Here is a 24,340-nt window from a genome sequence, read left to right on the forward strand (position 1 = left end):
TGTTTTTGAACTTTTATATCGTTACGCAACTCTGCAAATAACTGGATAAAAACGGTCTTGTTTCCAGGTAGCTAAACAGGTCATTTAAAGGTCCCTCTTATTTGTTATCTGTCCGGATAACGTCACAATTATTGGAATCTTTATGAACCTTAACGCTAAGCGTCAGGGGATTACCCCTTTGTGTTTGCAAAATACTCGTGAGAAGAATACTTTGCAACATCAAGGAGATAAATCCACGCAATTTGCTGTGAATGGCTTGCAAGAACACCAGCAATTCATAGATCAGCATATTCAGAGTCAGCCTGTAAAAGCGATATTCTTTCGCAGTAATTTAATTAATAGTAGTTTTAATAATATTCTTTTCGCAAATTTAACTCTGAATCGTTGTTATCTTGAAAATCTTATTTTCGAAGATTGTGTCATGCGGAATGTTTGGTTTTCATACTGCGTGATCGTACAGCCTGTGGTTCTACGACGTTGCAATGTGGCGGGAATGCGTCTGCTGAATGTGCATCGGAGGATGTTTGTTTTTGAAGAGTGTACCGGTGTCGGGGAATTGCTCATTTCCTGACACCGGTCATTCAGATTAACGCATGGTAACGAACTCTTCTGCCGCTGTTGGGTGAATCGCAACGGTGTTATCAAAGTCTTTCTTGGTTGCGCCCATTTTCAGCGCGACCGCGAAGCCTTGCAGCATTTCGTCCATGCCAAAACCAATGCCGTGAATACCGACAATTTTCTCCTCCGGACCGACGCAAACCAGTTTCATGCGGCACGGCTGGCGGTGTGAAGTCACGGCAGTGTACATCGCGGTAAACGAGGATTTATACACTTTCACCTGGTCATCGCCGTGCTGTTCGCGAGCCTGCTGCTCGGTCAAGCCCACGGTGCCAATCGGCGGGTGGCTGAAGACCACGGTCGGGATGTTGTTGTAGTCCAGATGCTCGTCCGGCTTGTTGTTAAACAGACGCTCGGACAGACGACGGCCCGCGGCAACGGCAACCGGCGTCAGCTCAACGGCACCGGTGTTATCGCCAACGGCATAAATCCCCGGTACGCTGGTGTTTTGGAATTTATCAACGACGATGTAGCCTTTTTCGTTGGTTTTCACGCCAGTAACGGCCAGGTTAAAGTTATCGGTGGCTGGTTCACGACCGATCGCCCAAATCAGGCAATCCACCGTTTCGCTACGGCCATCTTCCAGTTGCAGAGTCAGACTGCCGTCGGCGTTTTTAATGACCGCTTGCGGAATCGCATGAGTATGCAGGGTCGGGCCTTCGGTGTTCATCACCTCAACCAGCGTCTCGACAATCATCGGATCAAAGCTACGCAGCGGCGCGTGTTTACGTACGAACAGGTGCGTTTGGGCACCCAGGCCGTTAATTACGCCTGCCAGTTCAACGGCGATGTAGCCTGCGCCAACAACGGCTACACGTTTTGGTAACGCTGGCAGCTCAAAGAAACCATCGGAGTCGATACCGTATTCCACGCCTGGAATGTTCGGATGGCTCGGGCGCCCGCCGGTGGCGATCAAAATATGATCGGCAGTAATGGTTTCACCGTTCACTTCAATGGTTTTGGCATCAACGAAGCGCGCAAAACCTTTAATCACATCGACATTATTTTTGCCCAGCACGTTGTCGTACGAGGTATGAATGCGATCGATATAAGCGGTACGGCTGGCAATCAGTTTATCCCAGTCGAACTTATTGATGGTGGTGTCGAAACCGTAATCCGGCCCGTACATATGGATCGCTTCGCGGACCTGTGCGGCATGCCACATCACTTTCTTCGGTACGCAGCCAACGTTAACGCAGGTGCCGCCTAACTCTTTGGCTTCAATCAGTGCGCATTTTTGACCGTACATTGCTGCACGGTTAATGGAGGCAATACCGCCGCTGCCGCCGCCAATAGCGATGTAATCGTAATGCCTGGTCATGGCTTTTCCTTTAACTGTTCTGTGAATGATTACCTGACAATATCGTACTTATCAGGACTAACAAACATCGTCGGTGATGGCCGTAATTGTATGACACCGCCTGATAGGTTCCACTGATATTTGTGATTACTCAGGGACGATCCAGTTGACTGAAGTATGACCGGTTCCTGTCGGAACCAGTTTGCTGTGTAACCACGGCAGGACGTTGTTCATCTGCTGCTCCAGCTTCCACGGCGGGTTAATCACAATCATGCCGGACGCCGTCATGCCACGCTGATCGCTGTCCGGGCGCACCGCCAGCTCAATTTGCAGAATTTTGCGGATACCGGTGTCTTCCAGATCGTGGATCATGCGCTTGATTTGTTGGCGCAGAACCACCGGATACCACAACGCATAGGTGCCGGTCGCGAAACGTTTGTAGCCTTCGTTAATACCGGCCACTACTGCCTGGTAGTCGCTTTTGATTTCGTATGGCGGATCGATAAGGATCAACCCACGACGGGAAACCGGCGGTAATTTTGCTTTCAGCTGCTGATAACCGTCGGCTTTGGCCACGCGAGCGCGCTCATCTTTCTGGAATTCGCCGCGCAGCAGAGGGAAGTCGCTCGGGTGCAGTTCAGTTAATTGCAGACTGTCCTGTTCGCGCAGCAGCTGGCGAGCAATTAACGGAGAGCCCGGGTAGTAGCGCAGCTGACCGCTACGGTTGAAGTGTTGCACTACGCCAATGTAGGGTTCCAGTTCGGCAGGCAAATCGTCCTGCTGCCAGATACGGGCGATACCTTCAAGGTATTCACCGGTACGTTCGGCATGCTCACTGCTCAGCTGATAACGGCCTGCGCCAGCATGGGTGTCCAGATAGAGAAACGGTTTTTCTTTCTCTTTGAGCGACTCGATGATCAGGCTCTGAACGGTATGTTTAAGGACGTCGGCGTGGTTGCCTGCGTGATAACTGTGGCGATAACTGAGCATGGGTAATGAAATTCCGCTGAAATGACGATTTGCCACAGTTTACAGCAGATCGGCACAGATTACCCGTAGGCCCGGTAAGCGCAGCGCCACCGGGCGTCTTTCCATCACGGTTAGCATTGAAATCCTCTACACTTAACCCCATTGTACAAATTAATATGCACAGCGCCGGATACGCGCTTCATTCACTCTTTTCAACAGGACCGCGCTAATGACCAATCCATTGCTGACTCCCTTCGAACTGCCGCCGTTTTCTAAAATTCAGCCAGAGCACGTTGTGCCTGCCGTCACTAAGGCGCTGAACGATTGCCGTGAAAATGTTGAGCGCGTGGTTGCGCAGGGCGCGCCGTACACCTGGGAAAATCTCTGCCAGCCGTTGGCAGAAGTCGACGATGTGCTGGGGCGTATTTTCTCTCCGGTTAGCCACCTGAACTCGGTGAAAAACAGCCCGGAACTGCGTGAAGCCTACGAACAAACGCTGCCGCTGCTGTCTGAATACAGCACCTGGGTTGGACAACATGAAGGCCTGTACAAAGCGTACCGTGACCTGCGTGATGGCGATCATTACGCCACCCTGAACACCGCACAGAAAAAAGCGGTTGATAACGCGCTGCGTGATTTTGAGCTTTCTGGTATTGGTCTGCCGAAGGAAAAACAGCAGCGCTATGGTGAGATTGCCACCCGCTTGTCTGAGCTTGGCAACCTGTATAGCAATAACGTCCTCGATGCTACGATGGGCTGGACCAAGCTGGTGACCGACGAAGCGGAACTTGCCGGGATGCCGGAAAGCGCGCTGGCCGCCGCAAAAGCGCAGGCTGAAGCCAAAGAGCAGGAAGGCTATCTGTTAACCCTGGATATCCCAAGCTACCTGCCGGTGATGACCTACTGTGATAACCAGGGGCTGCGTGAAGAGATGTATCGTGCATACTCCACGCGCGCATCTGACCAGGGGCCAAACGCGGGCAAATGGGACAACAGCCCGATAATGGAAGAGATCCTCGCGCTGCGCCACGAACTGGCACAACTGCTGGGCTTTGAAAGCTACGCCTTTAAATCTCTGGCTACCAAAATGGCGGAGAACCCGCAGCAGGTACTCGACTTCCTGACTGACCTGGCGAAACGTGCCCGTCCGCAGGGTGAGAAAGAGCTGGCTCAGCTGCGCGCCTTCGCGAAAGCGGAATTTGGTGTTGATGAGCTGCAGCCGTGGGATATCGCTTACTACAGCGAGAAACAAAAACAGCACCTCTACAGCATCAGCGACGAGCAGCTGCGTCCTTACTTCCCGGAAAACAAAGCTGTTAACGGTCTGTTTGAAGTGGTTAAACGTATTTATGGCATCACCGCCAAAGAGCGCACCGATGTGGACGTCTGGCATCCGGAAGTTCGTTTCTTCGAGCTGTACGACGAAAACAACGAGCTGCGCGGCAGCTTCTATCTTGATCTGTATGCCCGTGAACACAAACGCGGTGGGGCGTGGATGGACGACTGTGTCGGCCAGATGCGTAAGACAGACGGCACATTGCAAAAGCCGGTCGCTTACCTGACCTGTAACTTTAACCGTCCGGTGAACGGCAAACCGGCGCTGTTCACCCACGACGAAGTGATCACCCTGTTCCACGAGTTCGGCCATGGTCTGCACCATATGCTGACTCGTATTGAAACTGCGGGGGTTTCCGGTATCAACGGTGTGCCATGGGATGCGGTCGAACTGCCGAGCCAGTTTATGGAGAACTGGTGTTGGGAGCCGGAAGCGTTGGCGTTTATCTCTGGTCACTTTGAGACCGGTGAACCGCTGCCGAAGGAACTGCTGGATAAAATGCTGGCGGCGAAAAACTACCAGGCAGCGCTGTTTATTCTGCGTCAACTGGAGTTCGGTCTGTTTGATTTCCGTCTGCACGCGGAGTTTAACCCGCAGCAAGGGGCTAAAATCCTCGAGACGCTGGCGGAAATTAAAAAACAGGTCGCCGTGGTGCCGGGCCCAACGTGGGGCCGCTTCCCGCATGCCTTCAGCCACATTTTTGCTGGTGGCTACGCAGCGGGTTACTACAGCTATCTGTGGGCAGACGTACTGGCGGCAGATGCCTTCTCTCGCTTCGAAGATGAAGGGATTTTCAACCGTCAAACCGGACAATCGTTCCTCGATAACATCCTCACCCGTGGCGGTTCTGAAGAGCCGATGGAACTGTTCAAGCGCTTCCGTGGCCGTGAGCCACAGCTGGATGCAATGCTGGAGCATTACGGGATCAAAGGCTGATTATTCACGTGAAAATCTGCTTAGTAGATGAAACAGGCGCCGGAGACGGCGCCTTATCTGTTCTTGCCGCCCGCTGGGGACTGGAACACGATGAAGATAACCTGATGGCGCTGGTGATGACGCCGGAACATCTGGAACTGCGCAAACGTGATGAACCCAAACTCGGCGGTATCTTCGTGGATTTCGTGGGCGGTGCGATGGCCCATCGGCGCAAATTTGGCGGTGGACGCGGTGAAGCGGTGGCGAAGGCTGTTGGCATTAAAGGCGATTACCTGCCGGATGTGGTCGATGCGACAGCTGGGCTGGGGCGCGATGCGTTTGTACTGGCCTCGGTAGGCTGCCGCGTAAGAATGCTGGAACGTAATCCGGTAGTGGCGGCGCTGCTTGATGATGGCCTGGCGCGCGGCTATGCCGACCCGGAAATCGGTCCGTGGCTGCAGGAACGTTTACAGCTGATCCATGCGTCGAGTCTGACGGCGTTAACCGATATCACGCCGCGCCCGCAGGTGGTGTACCTCGATCCGATGTTTCCACATAAGCAGAAAAGCGCGCTGGTGAAAAAAGAAATGCGGGTGTTTCAGTCGCTGGTGGGGCCGGATTTAGATGCGGATGGGCTGCTGGAGCCTGCGCGTCAGTTGGCCACCAAACGTGTGGTGGTGAAGCGCCCAGACTACGCGCCGCCGCTGGCGGATGTCGCCACGCCGAACGCGGTAGTCACGAAAGGGCATCGGTTTGATATCTACGCTGGGACAGCATAGTTTGTAGGCCGGATAAGGCGTTAGCCGCATCCGGCTTGGTGCGCTGAACTGCCTGATGCGCTACGCTTATCAGGCCTACGGCAGCGTGTCTTTGTAGGCCGGATAAGGCGTTAGCCGCATCCGGATTGATGCGCTGAACTGCCTGATGCGCTGCGCTTATCAGGCCTACGGCAGCGTGTCTTTGTAGGCCGGATAAAGCGTTAGCCGCATCCGGCATAACCTATTAAACAAACGGTGCCAGCGGGTCGGCAATCTCAAATGCTACTGCTCGGTCTGCTTTCGGTGGGTAAATCAGCTCGCTGACAATCGACACCTTCAGCTTCTTCGCTTCTGCGCGCGTCAGTTTCACCTGCTGATCCCATCCTTCGCTATACACCGCACCCCAGGCACCAAGATCCAGGCAGGTGACGTAGTTTTCCTGACGATATGGCAATGGTGTTACGTCCAACAGGTCCGCCGCGGCGTTATTACCGGCAAATTTACCCAACAAAATCGCGTGCTGACAGGTCATTAACGCATGGTTGCCTTTGTCGTCGGTGGCGGCATAGGCCACATCGCCAGTGGCGTAGATATCATCGTGACCCACAACCTGCAGATTGGCATTCACATGCAGACGGCCCTGCCGATCGCGCGGGGCGTTAATCTGTGCTGCCAGGCTATTAGCCTGCACGCCGACGGTCCAGATAACCGTCTGAGAGGCAATCACCTGCCCATCTTTCAGCGTGACGCCGGAGGCATCCACGCACTCTACTTCCGCATTGACCAGCCACTCGACGCCTAGTTCAGCAGAGGCTTCGATAATCACGTCACGTAATTCCTGGCTCCAGCGTCCGCCTGGCTGAGCACCACGTTCAACTACGACAACTCTGGTCTTAGCATCAGCGCCCAATATTTCGCGCAAACGACCCGGTAATTCCAGCGCCATCTCTATCCCGGTGAAACCACCACCACAGACCACCACGGTATTACGAGCCTCACTTTCCTTTCCGGTTGTAATGCCAGATTATTAATGTGCTGCTCCAGTACGGCGGCGCTCTCGAGTTGGTCGAGGTCAAACGCGTGCTCGGCGGCACCGGCGACGGCGTCGCGGTTTACGTGACTTCCGCTGGCGAGCACCAGGCGGTCATAGCGACGCAGATGAGTGTCACCGTTGGCATCTTTCCAGCTCACCTCTTTAGAGTCCGGGAGGATTTGCTCGACGTGACCTTGCAGGAAGTTGACGCCGGTAACGTCAAACAACGGTTGCAGTGGTGCGACCAGCGTATGAACGGCGCTTTCATAAAAGCGTGGGCGGACACGCAGCTCCGGCTGTGGCGCAATTACTGTAATATCAATTGCCTGCTGATGTTTATCCGCCAGTCGTGCGGCGCTTAATGCTGCCCACATACCGGCAAAGCCGGCGCCCACGATCAGAATTTGTTTACGCATTGGGGTTTTCTCACTGGTGACTACGAATTGTTTACTCGGATTTTATTTGTCGTAGTTATGAATTGCAATGCGATCGAGCTCCTTTTTGCCTTAAAGGGTGGTGTTTCTTGATTATCTGTTTGATAAATATGTATTTAAATTTGTTTTGTGAAAAGGGGGTACTTTGCTGTCTGGAATGAATGAGATGAAAAAGCTACAATAAACTCAGATTCATTTTGGCTGAGATAAGAAAATGGCATTCTACAGTTCGGGAGTTGAGTACGGCATTCATAGCCTGATGTGTATGGTCGACAGTAAGGGCGACGCGCGGGATATGAGCGTGCGGGAAATAGCCGAACTGCAAAGCGTACCGTATGACTATCTGGCAAAAATTTTCACCCGTCTGTCCAAAGCGGGTCTGGTGCGCAGCATTGAAGGCAAAGGTGGCGGTTTCCAGTTAGCTAAACCCGCTGAACACATCACGGTGCTGGATGTGGTGAATGCTATTGATGGCGATAAGCGCATCTTTGAATGTCGTGAAATTCGCCAGCGGCTGGCGGTATTTGAGGAGCATCCACCCGAGTGGGCCTGTGAAGGCATTTGTGGCGTGCGTTCGGTAATGGACATGGCCCAGCAGCGAATGGAAGAAGCGCTCGGTCAGCATACGATTCTGGACTTGGCGCGCAAAATGTACCGTAAAGCGCCGGACACTTTTGTGGTGGAAGTTCAGGAGTGGATAGACGCGCGTAAAGGGTAGTGAGTGAAAATGCCCGATAGCGCAAGGTGACCGGGCATGTTGAATGTAGACCGGATAGGGGCAATAGCCGCCATCCGGCACTGAAGGTTATTGCTCGGTGCTCGGCGTATTAATCATGCGGTTCAGCCATGGCACCATAATCGCCATAACAACCGTTACGGCCAGGGTGACAAGGCCAATCTTACTGAAGACGTTGGTATAGATAGGCAGCGTTTGCAGCGGGTCGGTGATGTTCTCTGGTACGGCGGTGAACGTGGCGACATAACCCCCCATCAGGAAGGCCGCGGCCTGCGTCAGGAACCACATCCCAAGAATGAAGCCCATCAGGTGTTGTGGCACGAGAGCGGCGACCATAGCCAGTCCCAGGGCGCTAATCAGCAGTTCACCCAGGCTCTGGAACAGATACACCAGCACGATAAACCACGGCGACGTCAGCCCTTGTGCATCGGCAAACCACATCCCGGCAGCGGCGGCCGTCAGGAAGCCCAATGAGCACAGGAACATACCGAGCGTAAATTTCATCGGCATGGTCAGATCTTTGCCTTTGTTGCCCAGACGGGTATAGATTGCGGCCAGTACCGGACTCGCCAGTACCACCCAGAACGGGTTCAGCGCCTGGAAGCTCACCGGGTTGATGGCGAAACCAAGAATTTCATGGTGTACGTTATTGATCGCAAAGAAGTTTAGCGATGTCGGCATCTGCGCGTACAGCACGTAGAACACCACCGCTTCCAGCATCAGGATAAAGGCCACGAACATCTTGTTGCGCCCGGTTTTATCCAGTTTGAATGCCTGACGGAAGAAGATGATGGTCACGGCAATCGACAGGACGATCAGCACCAGGTTGGCAATCTGCACGTTGTGCATCAGCCAGGCGCAGATAAATACCATCACTACCGTACCGGCCAGCACGTACAGCAGGTTACGGAAGTTCAGCGGCTTATGGTCTGGCTCAGAGCCGATATTTTTCACCATTCCGCGGCAGGCAAAGTATACCAACAGCGCGACGATTAGTCCGGCTCCGCACAGGTTGTAAGTCACAGCGTAGCCAAACTTATCGGCAATCACCGGCGCCAGCGACAGTGACAGTAGCGAACCGATGTTAATCGACATATAAAACAGGGTGAAAGCACCGTCCAGACGGGCGTCTTTCGGGGGATAACATTTTGACAGCAGGCTTGCCGGGTTGGCTTTAAATAGCCCGTTACCAACGGCAATGGTACCCAAAGCAATAAAGATCAGATCCGGCTTAAGCAGCGACATCCCGGTCATGAAGTAGCCGATTGCCAGCACAATGGCACCGAGTACCAGCGTGCGCTTGGTGCCTAACAGATGGTCGCCGACGTAGCCGCCGATCGAGATCAGGCCGTAAACCAGTGCGGCAAAGGCACCAAAGGTGACAAATGCCTGTTCTTGTGAAAATCCGAGCTGCTTAACAAAAAATACCGCCAGGATGCCCTGTACGCCGTAATAGCCAAATCGTTCCCATAATTCCACAAAGAAGATCATGAAGAACGGACGAGGTTGCTGCAGCAAGCCCGTAGGTGCAGTTTTATTCATATTCCATCGCCTTTCAAAGCCATCCCGAAAAGTATGAACGCGTATGCTTAAACGCGCCGAAAAAGTCTTATTTTGTTATAGACTGCGGTTATTGGCCGCAAGGGTAGAGTATTATAGAGATAGTTTTCGATCCAATTAGTTGATCACACTAATTATGATTTGTTTGTTGGATTGATGTACTAATTGTGACCGAATGATAAAAACAAAAACGCCCGCGAAGGCGGGCGTTTACAGGCTTAACGACTTGCAGTGGGCCGGGTTAACTTCCGGCGGCAAGCATTTTATGCTTCTTCGTCGTCACGCAGCGGAACAATCAACATGTCGACGTGGACGGTGTTGATCAGTTGGCGCGCGGAGGACATCAGTTTGCTCCAGAAATCCTGGTGGTGACCACAGACGACCAGATCCATGTCGTATTTTTTGATGGCATCAACCAGAACCTGACCCAGGTCGCCGCTACCGCTCAGGGTTTCGGTGATAGGGTAGCCTGCATTGGTGGACAGCTCGGTTAACGCGTGGTGGGTTTCTTCAGAAATGCGTTTCTGCATGTCGCCCAGATTCACGTCGATGAGCCCGGTGTACAGGTCGGAATAGTTTACGTCAACGTGGATAAGGGAGACTTTAGCATTGTAAGGTCGCGCCATAGAAACCGCTTTTTCAACCAGAACTTTGCTTTCCGGAGAAAGATCAACCGCGATAAGAATGTGTTTATAAGCCATAGTGTTACTCCTTCCATAAGTTGTCGATGACTAGCCTGCTGGCGTTATATGCCGCCGCGTCATCCGCGTCCTGCGAACCTTGTGCGCGGGGCTAGCCCAGTCGTAAAAAACGTACCATATAAGGACTATCCTTACATTATAGCGACCAGGATAATCCGTCAATCCGCCTTGCTTGCCAAATAGTTAAACAAATTTTTTAGTTAATTGCATTGATAGCGATTAACCTTATGGCAAAAAAATTAACTAATCTCCTACACTATCTAAAGAGGCGTTCGGATGCGTGATACTAACACGAACGGTTTCGGCTGCACTCTTCATTGAATGGTTTGGCAGGGTATCGGGGAGCGGTAGTCCCGGAAAGGAGTTCCGTGGGCGGGTCGCCGGGGAGGAGGTATGATAAGCACCATTGCATTATTCTGGGCTTTATGTGTCGTTTGCATTGTTAATATGGCGCGCTATTTTTCTTCGCTACGCGCACTGTTAGTGGTACTTCGTGGTTGCGATCCATTACTTTACCAGTATGTAGATGGAGGGGGCTTTTTTACCTCGCATGGGCAACCGAACAAGCAGATGCGTCTGGTGTGGTATATCTACGCTCAGCGTTACCGCGATCATCATGATGATGAATTTATTCGCCGCTGTGAGCGGGTTCGCGGTCAGTTCATTCTCACCAGCGCGCTATGCGGCTTGGTGCTAATCAGCATGGTTGCGCTGATTATCTGGCACTGATGCCAACAACAGATACAAAAAAAGCGGGTCAGCTTCCTGACCCGCTTTTTTACCGTGCATTCGCTTAGATAAGCTTCAGGGAGAGCCAGTACAGCACCCCGGAAAGAATAATCGCAGCCGGCAGGGTGAAGACCCAGGCCATCAGAATGCTGGTTACCGTTTTACGCTGCAATCCGCCGCCATCAACAACCATCGTCCCCGCAACGGAAGAAGAGAGAACGTGGGTGGTGGAAACGGGCATACCGGTGTAGCTGGCGAGACCGATAGAGACTGCGGCGGTCATCTGCGCCGACATCCCCTGGGCATAAGTCATGCCTTTCTTACCGATTTTCTCGCCGATGGTGGTGGCAACGCGACGCCAGCCAATCATCGTACCAATACCCAGCGCCAGTGCGACGGCCATAATGATCCAGATAGGCGCGTACTCAATGGTGCTCAGCATGTCGGCTTTCAGTTTTTTCAGCAGACGCTGATCGTCAGCGCTTACGCCAGGCAGCTTAACCACTTTATCGGTGGTATCAGAGATGCACAGCATAATACGGCGCAGCTGACCACGCTGTTCGACGCTTAACTTGTCGTAGGTTTCCAGGTTCGCCAGCATACCTTTCGCACGTTCCAGCGCGTTGATGGTATTCGCCGGGTGGCAATGGAACTCTGTCGTCGTCGCGGGTGCCGCGTCCGTCGGGGACGGAATCAGCTGGTCTACGCCTGTGGCCTGTTTAAGCAGGTCAGGGCGCTGCTGGAAGAAGACTTCGACGTTATTGATTGCATCACGGGTACGGGTAATCTCGTAACCGGAAGCATTCATATTCACCACGAAGCCTGCAGGCGCTACGCCAATCAGCACCAGCATCACCAGACCAATGCCTTTCTGCCCGTCGTTAGCGCCATGAGAGAACGCTACGCCGATAGCGGAGAGGATCAGTGCAATACGGGTCCAGAACGGCGGCTTTTTCTTGCCATCTTTCTTTTCACGTTCTGCTGGCGTCAGGTGGATACGGGCACGTTTTTTTGTACCGCTCCAGTAACGACGCAGAATGAAAATAAGACCGCCTGCAACCACCAGACCAACAATTGGCGAGATGATAAGCGAAGCAAAAATACCGATAACTTTCGGAATGTTAAGTGCGTCCACCACCGAGGTGCCGGTCATCAGTGCATTGGTTAAACCAATACCGATAATGGCGCCAATCAGCGTGTGGGAGCTGGATGCAGGTAAACCAAAGTACCAGGTACCCAGGTTCCAGATAATTGCCGCCAGCAGCATGGAGAACACCATGGCAAGGCCATGTGACGATCCCATATTAAGCAGCAGATCCGTTGGTAGCATATGCACGATGGCATACGCCACGCTGAGACCACCCAGCAAAACACCAAAGAAGTTGAACAACGCAGCCATGACCACCGCCAATTGCGAACGCATTGCACGGGTATAGATCACGGTTGCGACAGCATTGGCTGTGTCATGGAAGCCGTTAATTGCTTCGTAGAACAGCACAAAAGCCAGAGCAAGCAATAGTAAAAGCCCGGTATGTAAATCCAGGCCAGCAAACAAATGTAGCATAGGACGTTACGCCATTTTGAGGACATGAACGCGGCGCATTATCAGTGACTTTGGCGGCGCGGGCAAAGTGAAATATAGAGTTTTTTTGATTTGTCTCCTGCTTTGTTTTACACCACTAAAGAATTATCCTATATATTTCAGTTAAATACCCTTTATCGGTAGTTTGGTGCTGGTGCGACCACTGAGGAATCTTTACAATTCACACCCGCTTTTTAGAGAGGATCGCAACGTGGAAAGGTTTGATACCGTTATTATAGGCGCTGGCGCAGCGGGTATGTTTTGTGCCGCGCAGGCAGGACAAGCAGGTAGTCGAGTACTGCTTATTGATAATGGTAAAAAGCCAGGACGCAAGATTCTCATGTCTGGCGGGGGACGCTGCAACTTTACCAATCTTTATGTCGAACCGGCCGCCTATTTGAGCCAAAACCCCCATTTTTGCAAATCGGCACTGGCACGCTATACGCAGTGGGATTTTATCGACCTGGTGGGCAAACACGGTATTGCCTGGCACGAAAAAACGCTGGGTCAGCTGTTCTGCGATGATTCCGCTCAGCAAATTGTCGATATGCTGGTAGACGAGTGTGAAAAAGGTAACGTAACTATGCGGTTACGGAGCGAAGTCCTGAGCGTGGTGCAGGATGATGAAGGTTTCACCCTCGAACTGAACGGCATGATGGTCGGCACGAAAAAACTGGTTATCGCTTCCGGTGGGCTTTCCATGCCGGGTCTGGGGGCAACGCCGTTTGGTTATAAAATTGCCGAACAGTTCGGACTGAAGGTGTTGCCAACGCGCGCGGGACTGGTGCCCTTTACATTGCATAAGCCACTGCTGGGGCAGCTTCAGGTGCTCTCTGGCGTGTCGGTCTCCTCCGTTATCACTGCCGAGGATGGCACCGTATTTCGCGAAAATCTGCTCTTTACACACCGAGGACTTTCGGGCCCAGCTGTTTTGCAGATTTCCAGTTTTTGGCAGCCAGGCGAATTTGTCAGTATTAATTTGTTGCCGGATGTTGACCTTGCGAGCTTCCTCGACGAACAACGTAGCGCACACCCTAACCAGAGCTTAAAGAACACCTTAGCAATGCAGTTGCCAAAGCGTCTGGTGGAATGCCTGCAGCAGTTAGGGCAAATTCCTGACGTATCTCTGAAGCAGCTTAACGTGCGCGATCAACAGACGCTGGTTGAAACGCTGACCGAGTGGCGGGTGCAGCCGAACGGTACGGAAGGGTATCGTACCGCTGAAGTCACGTTGGGCGGCGTCGATACCAACGAGCTGTCATCGCGCACGATGGAAGCCCGCAAAGTGCCAGGGCTCTACTTTATCGGCGAAGTGATGGACGTCACCGGCTGGTTGGGAGGCTATAACTTCCAGTGGGCATGGTCGAGCGCCTGGGCATGCGCGCAGGATTTGGTGTTGTCCGAGGACAATAAAGTTGTACACAAAGCACTAAAGTTGTAACCATTCTCAAAAAACGACGCTAATGTTGTATGCTTACTGAATGTGTGGTTATAGGGTTGGAGACTATAAAATGCACATATAGGTACGTATCAATGTCGTTTTTAGGGTACGATCATGGCTAGGGGTAGGCGTCTCAAATCCTATTTGGATTATGAAAATGCGCTAGGTGACGGCATAGGAGTGGGCTATGGCCAAAGTTATCAGCCCTGGCTTAGAGCTCAGGACGTTAAATCCCGTGGAAACCGTTCGATAGTCTTTGGCCTTAAGACGTTTCGAAACCATCATCTCCTTTCTTCTGTCGAAAGTAACTTTTTCTATCTGGCTGAGTTTAATGACTCGGTGATTGATATCCGGGAACAATTCCCACTCTTTCCTCTCCGGCTTACCCAACAAATAGCAAATCATCTACATTTTCAACATCCTATGGTGAGGGGAGTAAGAGGAGTACCTGTCGAAGTTCTGAATGTTATGACAACCGATTTTTTACTGACCTTGAGAACTCCTGAAGGCGGACTTCGATACAAAGCTATAGCAGTAAAACATAACGAGAGCATACCTGAACGCGAAGCCCAAAAACTTGAAATAGAGAGGATGTTTTGGCAGTTGATTGATGTTGAGTTTCAAATTTATGTTGGCTCGGAACTCAATAACGTCGTCGGTAAAAACATTTGCTGGGCTACTTCTGTATTAAGAGATGGTTCTGAATTTTATGATAAATATCCTCTTGATAAAATCCTATGGAAGCTTAAACCAGATGTTTATCCCATAGTAGGACTACGTGCAATGATTTCATCAATCTTTGGGGTAGATGCACAAGAAGCGATGATGTTATTGCAGGCAATGATTGGATTAAAAATGATAAATGTTGATTTATCATATCCAATACTCGAAACCGGTCTGATAAAGATAATTTCCAATGACCACTATATAGGACTGAACGCAAATGGATATTATTAGGAATTCAGTCTGGCTCTCTCAAGGCACTGATTTGCTTGCAGAGGGACTTTACCGTGTTTTGGATTTTGACAGAAAGGTCGATTTGTTAATTTTGTTTAAAATAAAATCAGAAAGAACGGGTAAGCCAATCCCTTTCTCATTTTCAATGTTTAAATATTATATTGAATCAAATAGCATAACTTGTAAAGATTATATATATCCTTCATATATGTTAGTAGATGAGAAAGAATTAACAGATAAAGACAGAGGAAGGCGAGATGAAAATTACAATATCATTAAAGATCTTGTAGATGACAGAATGTTTCTGTTCGACTATGCATTACATAAAAAGTCGCACCTTTTAATGGATTACTCAAGAAATAAAAAAATATCACAATATACTATCAGAACGCTTCTGGCGTTGTATTGGCGACATGGGCAGGATATTTATGCATTGCTACCCGCATTCTCGAACTGTGGCGCCGCTGGGAAAAGTAGAATCAAACATGAAATTAAACTTGGGAATTCCAAAAAAAACAGAGCATTACCTAATGAACGATCACGTGTTTTCATTCTTAATGAAAGAGATATAAATAATATTAGAAAATCTCTCATTACGTATCATTATAAAGTTAACGGAGATACGATAAAGAAAACATTAGAGAGACATATTGATTTGTATTTTAGGGATGAAATTAAAACAGCAAACCTAGAAAATAGAGCTCCATATGTTCCTTCTTTAAAACAATTTTCATACTGGAATAAAAAACTCTTCACTAAAGATTTCTCGATAAATAAGAAGAACACGAAAAAAGAAATAGACCTCAAAATGCGGGCGCTTTTAGGTAGTGTGGCTAATACAACTGTTTTGCCGGGTGATGTTTTCGAAATAGACTCAACTGTCGCTGATGTACATCTTATTTCGAGTTTAAACAGACGAAAAGTCATTGGGCGTCCTACTATTTATACAGTGGTGGATCGTGCAACAAGAATGATTGTTGGCCTTCATGTTTCTTTATACCATGCTTCATGGCGAGCCGCCCGACAAGCGTTAGCAAATTGCTTTATGCCAAAAAAAGAATATTGTAGATTATTTGGAATCTCTATTACTGATGATGATTGGCCTTGTTCTCACATTCCATTAACATTGATGTGTGACAACGGGGAGATGATTGGTCTTAAACCTCAGGAAGAGATGACCCCCCTGACAAAACTTGAGTTTGCGCCAGTCGGTAGAGGCGACAGAAAAAGCATTGTTGAACGCTGTTTCGGCATTCTGAATGATGAGGTTATTCATAGGCTTATTGGAACAACACGAAGGGGAAAGATTGTTAAAGGAGAGCCAACACCGCAATCCAGGGCTTGTTTAACGATTCAGGAGGTCACGTCTTTACTGATTCGGGAGATACTTGCACATAATCAGAGAACGTATGAGGAACTGGCTTATATCAATCCCTTACTGATTGAAAATGATCTCGTAATATCACCAAAAAATAGTTGGATGATAAGCTTAAAGCACGGGAGATTCAGCGCAAGAGCCGTTGGGGCCGACGAAGTGATCGCACGATTGTTAATCCCTGTGAACGCTAACATTACCGCCGGTGGGATTCAGTACAATAATCTTTTTTATGAATGTGATCCTGAAATTGCATCAGGTGTCAGAGTATTTGGAAGAACCACTTGTGAAGCAAGAATAGATGACAATTGCGTAGATTATATATATGTAAGATTTGACAAAAATAGCATTTTCAAAAAACATTACCTACTTAAGAAAAGAGATGTATTTAAAGGGAAAGCTCATCTTGATACAGATGTAATGGCTGATTGGGTAGATACTCAAAAAGAAATTAATTTATTTACTCTGGATTCGCTCAGCAATATCAATAATAAAGATGAATTTAACAGGAAAGGTAACGAAAGATTAAATGAAATATACGAATCTCGCCGGGTACATGGTAAAGATATTAAAAAGAACAGGAAAAATGAACTTGATTCATTAGGGCGAACTCATGTTGCTAATGGAAGATCTGAACCCCTACTTCCTTCATCCAGTAATGTTCTGCTTTTGCCTGGCCGGGAGGAGAAACAAAGATGGTTAAAAGGTAAGAAGAAGACTGAGGACGCAGAATAATGAATCTTATACGGCGCGTTTCAGCGATATATAAAGAACAGGAGTTACCTGAGTATCGTGGCAATCCCTTAATTGAAGCACTTCCTGAAGCGCTTACGGAAGATGAAGTACTTCTGGAAATGAGTTATTTCCCCGAAATTGACGAAAAAATCCGCTGGACTGCCCCGGCGAATGTTAGAGAGCAGTATGTCGAACGTATAAAGAAATTCCGTTGCCCTCAAACCAATCTTATCCAGGCTTATAAGATGATCTTACGGGCACTTAGGGAAAGCTATGCAGCTCGTAATCCTTTAAAAAGCGGAACAATTCAATATCTTCATTACTATGGAAATGAGCGTCCTGATATTGAGCCAGAAAGTGGATATTTTAAATCCCAGGCTGAAACTATTACGATAGTTGGAATGAGTGGTTCTGGAAAAACTACCATGATTGAGCAAGTCATGGATCATTTCCCTCAGATTATAGAACACAGCAGCTATAAAGGAGTTTTTCCCGGCTTCAGTAAGCAAATTGTATGGGTAAAGATTAATTGTCCATACAATTCAAGTGTGAGAGACCTTTGTGAAGAGATTTTACAAAAATTAGATGATGCAATTGGTATTGAACGAACTACACCTGAGATTAGAAATGGTGCTCTGGCTCGCCAGATTGCACAAAGAATTAAATCATCATTTTTGGGTATCCTTGTTATTGATGAAATGCAGAGGCTTAAATTTTCAAGAACCGGGGGTGAGAGTAAGTTGATTGATTTTTTACATGAAATTGTAGATTCCATGGGGGTATCTATGGTTTTTTGTGGAAATCATCCTTTTGACGAGACGCTGACAAAGAAAATGAGAATTGCCAGGCGGGCAGAGTCTGGTGGTTACATGAAAATTAAGAATGTTAGATACGATTCACAAGACTGGCAATCGTTTATTCATTATTTATGGCCATTACAATGGACAAATGTTGAAACTCCATTAAATGATGAGTTAAACGAAAAATTATTCATTTTATCTAAAGGCAATATTGGATTGGCTCAGATGATTTATCGGGGGGCACAATTAAAGGTTATCGGTAGCGGCAATGAAATCATCACTGGCGCAGTCTTGTCGGCCTCTGTACCGGTACTCGTGAGTCATACGGAGGAATATAAGGATACTCCACTCCCGGGGGCCGCGACTGAAGATGAGGAAGCTAAATGGCTCTCTGCATCTAATGAGGGTGATGCTTCGGCTAAAATCATGGCAGAGAAGTCCCTAAAGTCTTTGATCCCTGGGGATATAGACAGGCCACAGCACAAGGAATTCGTAGGAAAAATAGACGAGGTTTTGCGCAATTTCGACGAGAAAATACTGTCTCTTGACCACGATCTTGTTATCAACAGAACAGCTGAAAAGAAAAATACCTACGATGCTCTTCAGCGTTGCGGGCTTATAAATATAGATCCACTTAATAAATTGTAATGAGGTAACAGTTCGTAACGGTCAAAGAGAGGTGTGGGAAATGAGAATGTTGCCTGTTTTGCCTGATGAATCCTTGTTCAGCCGGTTTTGTCGGACAACTACCGTGTACGGTATGTCCCTATCTTCTCTGTTAACGATCATTTTCAACAAACCTGATATGAACGTCCATCCAATTCTCAATTCAGGATTAAAGGCTATTTCTCTTCATACATCCGAAAGTGCAGATCAGCTCTGGCATGAACAGACTTTACTCCCTCTTTTTGCCTGGGCACTACCAATCAGTCGTAATGAAATTATGGATTTCAACACGACCCCTGCCAGGCTTAATCGATTGTGCCGCCTTAGTAATTTTTCACTAGGGCAGCGCACACTATTGAAGTTTTGCCCGGTTTGCGCTCGTGAAGATACTTTTCATTATGGTGTTACTTATTGGCATCTGGCGCATCAGCTTCATGGGGTTACAACCTGCCATCGGCATCCGGTAGCGCTTGAAAGCATCCATGTCCCTTCTTCACCGCACATACGTATTGGACTGATGCCTCCTGTTTCGTATACAGAACAACTTAGCAATGAGATAGACTTCGATTTTGCTAAGTTTTGTTATGAGTCCCTAAATATAATCAGAAGAAAAGATATTACACACCCCAATTACATGGATGTACTTAAAAAGTTGAATTTATTATCATTGGATGGAAATTTAAAGAAAAATGTATTCTACGCACATGTTTATGCTAAGTGCCAGTTATTTGGGGAGGGTTCATCGGGACTTATACCAACATCCCTAACTGATTATCATTACTGGGAGCCTATACTCAAAGACAAATGTTGTCAGCATCCCACAAAGCATCTTTTGCTTTGTTATTGTTTGTTAAATACTTGCTGGCCAACGTATGCAGGAAGTCGTACTAATAAAAAGAAAGAAATCTTTAAAAGTCATAAGAAATACAGTTTTCATATAGTTGAAAATAATACTAGTGTTAGCAACCTTGGGAAGGAATTTAGTCGCAGCAGATGTTACATTAAAACACTTATTTATAAAAAATACCTGAGGGCGTTTAAGCGAAACACAAAAATTAATATATTCACTGAATTGCTTATCAAGTCTATGGCTGTAAGGGGGTTTAGTCTGGCATCCATAGCTGAGAAAAACTCATTATCGGAAGGAGCTGTATCCTCTGTAATTTCATCTTGTTACGGTTTATGCTCATGGCGTAAAAAATGTAAAAAAGATTCTTTAAGACGGCGTCATAAGCAGAAAATATTAAGATTTATACATAATCAATCCGTTTCTATAACACGAAAGTTAGTCAAAGAAAGTTGTTATGCAAGTTTCTATTGGCTAAATAAACATGAATGTGACTGGCTTAATTCCTGTCTTCCTAAAACAATACGATGCTATAAAAATAAAAGAGTAGACTGGAGCGAGAGAGATATTATCTCATCATCATTAATAAATGATGTTTTATCTCAGGGGCAGTACTCGATGTCACTTACAAGTCTAGATGCTTTACTGGGAGGGCATGGCTGGCTTTTGAAATACAGAGATAAACTACCAATGACAATGATACTTCTCAGAAAAATGGAACTAATTAAATAAGAGGGAGTTATATGGTTTACGAAAATGAATTGTGGCACAGTTTTCTTCTGCGTTCACAGATAATGTATAACTTATCCAATTGCAGGAACATAATATCAAAGCATGGCGCACTAAGGTACGATGCCTTTCCTCGTTTCGAACTGATTGATATGTACAAATTGCATAGCTTGCAGGATATATATGACATTCTTGCCACTAGAAATGGTTATATACTAACTTCCAATATAGTGTCGTTATCTTCTGGTGTTTACGGGTATTTTAACGCTGTTGAAGATGCCTGTCGGAAAAATTTTCACATAACTAATTCATATCCATTGGTAAACATCTCAAACATTCGTTACTGTCACAAATGTATTGTTGAAGATATACACTCTAAAGGCATTGGTTATCTGCGTCATAGATGGTTGTTTGAATCTAAATGTGCAGTTCATAGTACCAGTTTATATGAGGTTTGTTTTGATAACTATTTGAATGCAGTGAAAGGACTTAGTGACTTAATTATAAGTGGAATAAATCCTCATGGTTATTGTTCCCTTGTGGTTGACGTTTCAAACCCTTTCAAAAATCCAGTGTATATATTACCATGTGCACGTAATAAAATTTTAAAATGGATTTCGGACAATAAAAATATGCTGATTTACTTTCTCTTTGATCTCTTCAAATGTAAGTCGCATTCAAGTTTATCTAAGGTTATCGAAGTCAAGATAATGCATGATAGATATATTTCTGCGGTGTTCAAGATGTTAAGTGAAGTTAATTTTTGTAATTTCAACTCATTTATTTCTGATATTTTTGAGGACGTAAGTTATGCCTCTATCGGACTTGATGATTATTCTGTTAATGTGCATTTTCTCAGGCTAAGGGCTGCAGATTGTAAATTTTGCCAGTTGAATGGTAAATATTTTTGCTCACTTTACAATGTAAAACTTCTTCGCTAATTTCACTTCATTTATAAAATACTAAGAAAGCTAGTTAGATAAGGTTTTATATTTTGACTGGGGCAGGAATAAATTATCACTCATAGAGTTTCCCTGGGGGTTACCACCTGTGTATGATGCCGGTTAGCAACAACGTCTAAAAGACCTGCGATCACGTGGGTCCCTCTCCAGCAAAGGGGCAAGGGGTGCTATATAACGGTGTACTGCTTACCCAATACGGCCTTGTATTTGAAAGATGCCGCATCTTGGCAGGATTCGTATTACAGCCTATAGTCTGTTAATGAGCATTACAGCCTATATGCTGTAAATCCCTGCGTTATGCTTGTTAACTCGTCGATACGGAAGGTCACTTATGAACACTCAATACGCTTTGAAGACTTTGAATCAGTTACGTCCTGTTTTAATCGGCTTTCGCAAAGCCAATGGACTGACGCAAAAAGATGTTTCTGAACGTTTGGGTATAACACAGCAAACTTATGCCCGACTAGAGGCCAACCCTGCAAGTGCGGGTTTTGAGCGTTTGTTTAGGGTGTTCAGCGTCCTTGGAGTGGAGATCGTACTTTCATCCAGGGAACCATTGTCAGATGCAAAGCCCGAATACGGAGCTATGCACAATTATTCTTCACTTCCAGCCAGGCGGGAGAAATGGTGACGCCTGGCGCTTCCCGGTCTAATTTTTCTTCAACAAGATTAACCCCTTAGCGGCCTGAAGTATCAGGTTGCGATAGAGCCTTTCATTTCTTCTGTTATGTTAAATACACCATTTTGAGCTATTTCGCTCGGCCTTAAATTATCTCTTCATTCTTCAGTGAAAATTTTATGTCGATCACATTATCGATGAATTTAGGAAATAATCCGTAAATGAAAATCTATCTTCTTTTAAATTCATCAGTGTCAGTAGCAAATATTACGCATAAAAGAATGGTTATTATTATCATTTAAATTATAAAGCTCATGAGTCAATTCCAAAAAATATAATAAGCATTGAAATCATTACCCGTGATTCTGGAGTTTTAACTTTGCCATGTAACCAACCACAAGTTAGTTTCCGGTGTTTTGAGGGGCAGTAAAGTTCTGAAAGCGCGACCAGATCATAATCCCGAAATGTCGTTAAGATATTCTGAATAACGGTTATCCCTGCTTGTTGGCAGGCATTTGAAAATATATTTTGTATTCAGGTTGCAGCAAAACGCTTTCTTACACACAGGACTTCATATGCGGCTCAGAAAATTAAAACTGAAAAACTTCAGAGGCTACAGAAACTCTACTGAAATCATTATTGATGAAAGCATGACGGGTATTGTCGGTCGTAATGACTTTGGGAAATCAACGCTTCTGGAAGCGCTGGCTATTTTTTTTGAAACAGAAGGAATGAAGGCTGACAAGAATGACATGAACTGTTTCAGCCTAAGAGAAGGGGACGGCCGTTTTGAAATAGCCTGTGAATTTGATGACCTGCCCGATTTTATCATGATCGACGACAGGGTGCAGACCACGCTCGCCTCAGAACATCTGCTGAATGAGGACGGCAATTTTGAAATCGTCAAAACGTTTAAAGCAACGGCCTCAGGAAAACCGGAGCAGACCTGCATCCGCTGCATCCACCCGGATGAGGAGCCCCTGAGAAATTTACTGGGCATGAAAATTTCTGAGCTCAAGGCGGTGGGAAAAGAAGTTGAAAAAAATGTGGCGGATAAACGCACTGCATCGTTATGGCGTCAGGCCATCAGGGAAGCCGCAGCCCCCTATACCTGTTCGGAAATTATGCTGGATGTCGATAAAGAGTTCGGAACCGACACAAAATCATTATGGGGTAAGATCCTCGATTTGCTGCCCACGTATGCGATTTTCAAAGCCGACAGGGAAAGCAGCGACGGGGATTCCGAAGCTAAAAACCCCTTACAGCAGGCCGTAAAAGACGCTCAGGCTGCGCTGCAGGACAAAATTACAGCGCTGGAAAATGAGATTCAGGACAGCGTCCTGGATGTCGCACAGAGAACGCTGGATAAATTACGTGAAATGGCCCCCGAACTCGCCAGTGAACTGACTCCACGATTTAAGGAGAAACCCAAGTGGACCTTCAATTTCACCCTGGACGGGGAAAATGGCATCCCCATCAATAAGCGCGGCAGCGGGATAAGGAGGCTTATCCTGTTGAGTTTTTTTCGGGCTGAGGCTGAAAAGAATGTCGCGGGGACGCCCAGAAATGTGATTTATGCCATAGAGGAGCCTGAAACGTCACAGCATCCGAACTATCAGATGATGCTGATGAAAGCGTTACTGGCACTGGCAGGCCAGCCGCACCGTCAGATTATCGTCACCACCCATGTCCCGGCGCTGGCCGGATTAATCCCTGTCGAAGGCGTACGTTATGTTACCCGAAATGAGGCGGGTGAACCCGTAGTAAAAATGCCGGATGACGCAGTGCTGAAGGAAGCCACTGAAAGCCTGGGGGTGCTGCCAGAGACCGGTATGGAAAGGGCGCAGGGGATTGTTCTGGTAGAGGGAAAGTCGGATGTTACTTTCCTGAGGCATGCGGCCAGTTCATTAAAACAGTCAGGTGCGCTGCCAGCCTCTCTGGAGGACGTGAAAATAGTGCCAGTCCTCATAGGAGGGTGTGGTAGCGTCAAACACTGGGTTACATTGAATCTGGCCAAAGATCTGGGGCTTCCCTGGTGCGTATTTCTGGACTCCGATATTGGGGGAGACCCTGCACAGGTTCTGTCCATCCAGAAGCGTAAAAAAGAAGTAGAGGAGGCCGGTAAGGTATTTTTCGCTACGCGCAAACGTGAGATAGAAAACTATCTGTGCCCGGATCTTATCGAGGAAATTACTGGTGTAGCCGTCACGTTTACGGACACCTGTGACGCTAAAAAAATAATCGGCCGGGCTGTGGGAATGAAACCCGATAATGTACTAGATAAATTCTGGCCTCAGATGACATCAGAAAGAATCATCTCAAGATCAACCTATCATGACGGAACGCAGGAGAGAAGCGAGCTGGTTGAGATCCTGAGCGACATTGTATCCATGACGAGATAATGTATTAAATAAGCATCTCAGGTGCATATATTCCGGTCCTCAACAAAGGACCGGAGTACAGAGTAGTAAAAACCCGAAATTAATCGGGTTTGAATTATATAAAGATTAACCGACTCCCGCGCCCAGGAACGATGTA

General features: G+C 47.4%; 18 protein-coding genes and 1 pseudogene. 13 read left to right on the forward strand and 6 right to left on the reverse strand.

All coding sequences use genetic code 11. From position 1 onward, the window contains the following. Positions 1 to 142 precede the first annotated feature (142 nt). The gene (locus OGY33_RS01120) at positions 143 to 571 is read left to right on the forward strand and encodes a hypothetical protein (protein WP_032945301.1); all 429 of its coding nucleotides are present in this window, start codon (positions 143 to 145) and stop codon (positions 569 to 571) included. A 15-nt stretch (positions 572 to 586) separates the two neighbouring features. Here the strand turns inward: OGY33_RS01120 and gorA are convergent, their stop codons facing one another. Both gorA and OGY33_RS01130 read right to left on the reverse strand, forming a co-directional pair. Further along, the gene (gorA, locus tag OGY33_RS01125; protein ID WP_048215352.1) at positions 587 to 1,939 is read right to left on the reverse strand and encodes a glutathione-disulfide reductase; all 1,353 of its coding nucleotides are present in this window, start codon (positions 1,937 to 1,939) and stop codon (positions 587 to 589) included. Positions 1,940 to 2,065: 126 nt separating this feature from the next. Further along, positions 2,066 to 2,908, reverse strand: a complete 843-nt coding sequence (locus OGY33_RS01130) for a 23S rRNA (adenine(2030)-N(6))-methyltransferase RlmJ (RefSeq protein ID WP_048215353.1) — start codon at positions 2,906 to 2,908, stop codon at positions 2,066 to 2,068. 208 nt (positions 2,909 to 3,116) lie between these two features. Between OGY33_RS01130 and prlC the strand changes: the two genes are divergently transcribed. Together prlC and rsmJ are read left to right on the forward strand one after the other, a co-directional pair. After that, positions 3,117 to 5,159 carry an oligopeptidase A gene (gene prlC / locus OGY33_RS01135; protein WP_191238035.1) on the forward strand — a complete coding sequence of 681 codons (2,043 nt, stop codon included), beginning with the start codon at positions 3,117 to 3,119 and terminating at the stop codon, positions 5,157 to 5,159. Positions 5,160 to 5,167: 8 nt separating this feature from the next. Then, complete coding sequence (rsmJ, locus tag OGY33_RS01140; RefSeq protein ID WP_003827462.1) at positions 5,168 to 5,917, forward strand: 16S rRNA (guanine(1516)-N(2))-methyltransferase RsmJ; 750 nt, start codon at positions 5,168 to 5,170, stop codon at positions 5,915 to 5,917. 223 nt (positions 5,918 to 6,140) lie between these two features. Here the strand turns inward: rsmJ and OGY33_RS01145 are convergent. Further along, positions 6,141 to 7,345: pseudogene (locus OGY33_RS01145) on the reverse strand (NAD(P)/FAD-dependent oxidoreductase). 232 nt (positions 7,346 to 7,577) lie between these two features. Here OGY33_RS01145 and OGY33_RS01150 point away from each other — a divergent pair. Then, entirely contained in the window at positions 7,578 to 8,081 is a 504-nt protein-coding gene (locus OGY33_RS01150) for an RrF2 family transcriptional regulator (RefSeq protein ID WP_003023361.1), read from the forward strand. Positions 8,082 to 8,168: 87 nt separating this feature from the next. Here OGY33_RS01150 and dtpB read toward each other — a convergent pair whose 3' ends face one another. Both dtpB and uspA read right to left on the reverse strand, forming a co-directional pair. After that, entirely contained in the window at positions 8,169 to 9,641 is a 1,473-nt protein-coding gene (gene dtpB, locus OGY33_RS01155; RefSeq protein WP_048215357.1) for a dipeptide/tripeptide permease DtpB, read from the reverse strand. A 281-nt stretch (positions 9,642 to 9,922) separates the two neighbouring features. Then, a complete protein-coding gene (gene uspA, locus OGY33_RS01160) occupies positions 9,923 to 10,360 on the reverse strand; it encodes a universal stress protein UspA (protein ID WP_003023368.1) in 438 nt (145 codons plus the stop codon). A gap of 393 nt (positions 10,361 to 10,753) precedes the next feature. On the opposite strand from uspA, the gene uspB reads away from it, so the two are divergent. Beyond that, positions 10,754 to 11,089, forward strand: a complete 336-nt coding sequence (gene uspB / locus OGY33_RS01165; protein WP_003023371.1) for a universal stress protein UspB — start codon at positions 10,754 to 10,756, stop codon at positions 11,087 to 11,089. A gap of 64 nt (positions 11,090 to 11,153) precedes the next feature. On the opposite strand, the gene pitA is transcribed toward uspB, so the two are convergent. Beyond that, positions 11,154 to 12,653, reverse strand: a complete 1,500-nt coding sequence (gene pitA / locus OGY33_RS01170; RefSeq protein ID WP_003827471.1) for an inorganic phosphate transporter PitA — start codon at positions 12,651 to 12,653, stop codon at positions 11,154 to 11,156. A 229-nt stretch (positions 12,654 to 12,882) separates the two neighbouring features. Between pitA and OGY33_RS01175 the strand changes: the two genes are divergently transcribed. From OGY33_RS01175 to OGY33_RS01210, 8 genes are all read left to right on the forward strand, one after another. Further along, positions 12,883 to 14,112, forward strand: a complete 1,230-nt coding sequence (locus OGY33_RS01175; RefSeq protein WP_191238036.1) for a BaiN/RdsA family NAD(P)/FAD-dependent oxidoreductase — start codon at positions 12,883 to 12,885, stop codon at positions 14,110 to 14,112. Positions 14,113 to 14,226: 114 nt separating this feature from the next. Then, a complete protein-coding gene (locus OGY33_RS01180) occupies positions 14,227 to 15,069 on the forward strand; it encodes a TnsA endonuclease N-terminal domain-containing protein (RefSeq protein ID WP_000090707.1) in 843 nt (280 codons plus the stop codon). Continuing rightward, positions 15,056 to 17,179 carry a TnsB C-terminal domain-containing protein gene (locus OGY33_RS01185; protein WP_000351437.1) on the forward strand — a complete coding sequence of 708 codons (2,124 nt, stop codon included), beginning with the start codon at positions 15,056 to 15,058 and terminating at the stop codon, positions 17,177 to 17,179. The genes OGY33_RS01180 and OGY33_RS01185 overlap by 14 nt, the downstream gene beginning before the upstream one ends. Continuing rightward, a complete protein-coding gene (locus OGY33_RS01190) occupies positions 17,179 to 18,627 on the forward strand; it encodes an ATP-binding protein (protein WP_001049180.1) in 1,449 nt (482 codons plus the stop codon). The genes OGY33_RS01185 and OGY33_RS01190 overlap by 1 nt, the downstream gene beginning before the upstream one ends. Before the next feature lie 40 nt (positions 18,628 to 18,667). Beyond that, on the forward strand, positions 18,668 to 20,224 hold the full coding sequence (locus OGY33_RS01195; RefSeq protein ID WP_001353602.1) for a TnsD family Tn7-like transposition protein: 1,557 nt from the start codon (positions 18,668 to 18,670) through the stop codon (positions 20,222 to 20,224). A gap of 11 nt (positions 20,225 to 20,235) precedes the next feature. Next, positions 20,236 to 21,162 (forward strand): hypothetical protein, encoded by a 927-nt coding sequence (locus OGY33_RS01200; RefSeq protein ID WP_000262423.1) that lies wholly within the window; start codon positions 20,236 to 20,238, stop codon positions 21,160 to 21,162. 352 nt (positions 21,163 to 21,514) lie between these two features. Continuing rightward, on the forward strand, positions 21,515 to 21,814 hold the full coding sequence (locus OGY33_RS01205; protein ID WP_001097216.1) for a helix-turn-helix domain-containing protein: 300 nt from the start codon (positions 21,515 to 21,517) through the stop codon (positions 21,812 to 21,814). 563 nt (positions 21,815 to 22,377) lie between these two features. After that, positions 22,378 to 24,204, forward strand: coding sequence for an AAA family ATPase (locus tag OGY33_RS01210; RefSeq protein ID WP_286570970.1), 1,827 nt, complete (start codon positions 22,378 to 22,380; stop codon positions 24,202 to 24,204). Positions 24,205 to 24,340 lie beyond the last annotated feature (136 nt).

Origin of the sequence: Citrobacter sp. Cpo032 (genome assembly GCF_030332975.1) — a bacterium.
GTDB lineage: Bacteria > Pseudomonadota > Gammaproteobacteria > Enterobacterales > Enterobacteriaceae > Citrobacter > Citrobacter portucalensis.

What these genes read in the sequence shown, in the direction of transcription:
- OGY33_RS01195 (WP_001353602.1), top strand. Translation starts at nt 18,668, where the DNA reads ATGAGAATGTTGCCTGTTTTGCCTGATGAATCCTTGTTCAGCCGGTTT.
- OGY33_RS01130 (WP_048215353.1), bottom strand. Translation starts at nt 2,908, where the DNA reads ATGCTCAGTTATCGCCACAGTTATCACGCAGGCAACCACGCCGACGTC.
- OGY33_RS01150 (WP_003023361.1), top strand. Translation starts at nt 7,578, where the DNA reads ATGGCATTCTACAGTTCGGGAGTTGAGTACGGCATTCATAGCCTGATG.
- OGY33_RS01180 (WP_000090707.1), top strand. Translation starts at nt 14,227, where the DNA reads ATGGCTAGGGGTAGGCGTCTCAAATCCTATTTGGATTATGAAAATGCG.
- gorA (WP_048215352.1), bottom strand. Translation starts at nt 1,939, where the DNA reads ATGACCAGGCATTACGATTACATCGCTATTGGCGGCGGCAGCGGCGGT.
- dtpB (WP_048215357.1), bottom strand. Translation starts at nt 9,641, where the DNA reads ATGAATAAAACTGCACCTACGGGCTTGCTGCAGCAACCTCGTCCGTTC.
- OGY33_RS01190 (WP_001049180.1), top strand. Translation starts at nt 17,179, where the DNA reads ATGAATCTTATACGGCGCGTTTCAGCGATATATAAAGAACAGGAGTTA.
- uspA (WP_003023368.1), bottom strand. Translation starts at nt 10,360, where the DNA reads ATGGCTTATAAACACATTCTTATCGCGGTTGATCTTTCTCCGGAAAGC.
- OGY33_RS01210 (WP_286570970.1), top strand. Translation starts at nt 22,378, where the DNA reads ATGCGGCTCAGAAAATTAAAACTGAAAAACTTCAGAGGCTACAGAAAC.
- OGY33_RS01185 (WP_000351437.1), top strand. Translation starts at nt 15,056, where the DNA reads ATGGATATTATTAGGAATTCAGTCTGGCTCTCTCAAGGCACTGATTTG.
- OGY33_RS01200 (WP_000262423.1), top strand. Translation starts at nt 20,236, where the DNA reads ATGGTTTACGAAAATGAATTGTGGCACAGTTTTCTTCTGCGTTCACAG.
- uspB (WP_003023371.1), top strand. Translation starts at nt 10,754, where the DNA reads ATGATAAGCACCATTGCATTATTCTGGGCTTTATGTGTCGTTTGCATT.
- pitA (WP_003827471.1), bottom strand. Translation starts at nt 12,653, where the DNA reads ATGCTACATTTGTTTGCTGGCCTGGATTTACATACCGGGCTTTTACTA.
- OGY33_RS01205 (WP_001097216.1), top strand. Translation starts at nt 21,515, where the DNA reads ATGAACACTCAATACGCTTTGAAGACTTTGAATCAGTTACGTCCTGTT.
- OGY33_RS01120 (WP_032945301.1), top strand. Translation starts at nt 143, where the DNA reads ATGAACCTTAACGCTAAGCGTCAGGGGATTACCCCTTTGTGTTTGCAA.
- prlC (WP_191238035.1), top strand. Translation starts at nt 3,117, where the DNA reads ATGACCAATCCATTGCTGACTCCCTTCGAACTGCCGCCGTTTTCTAAA.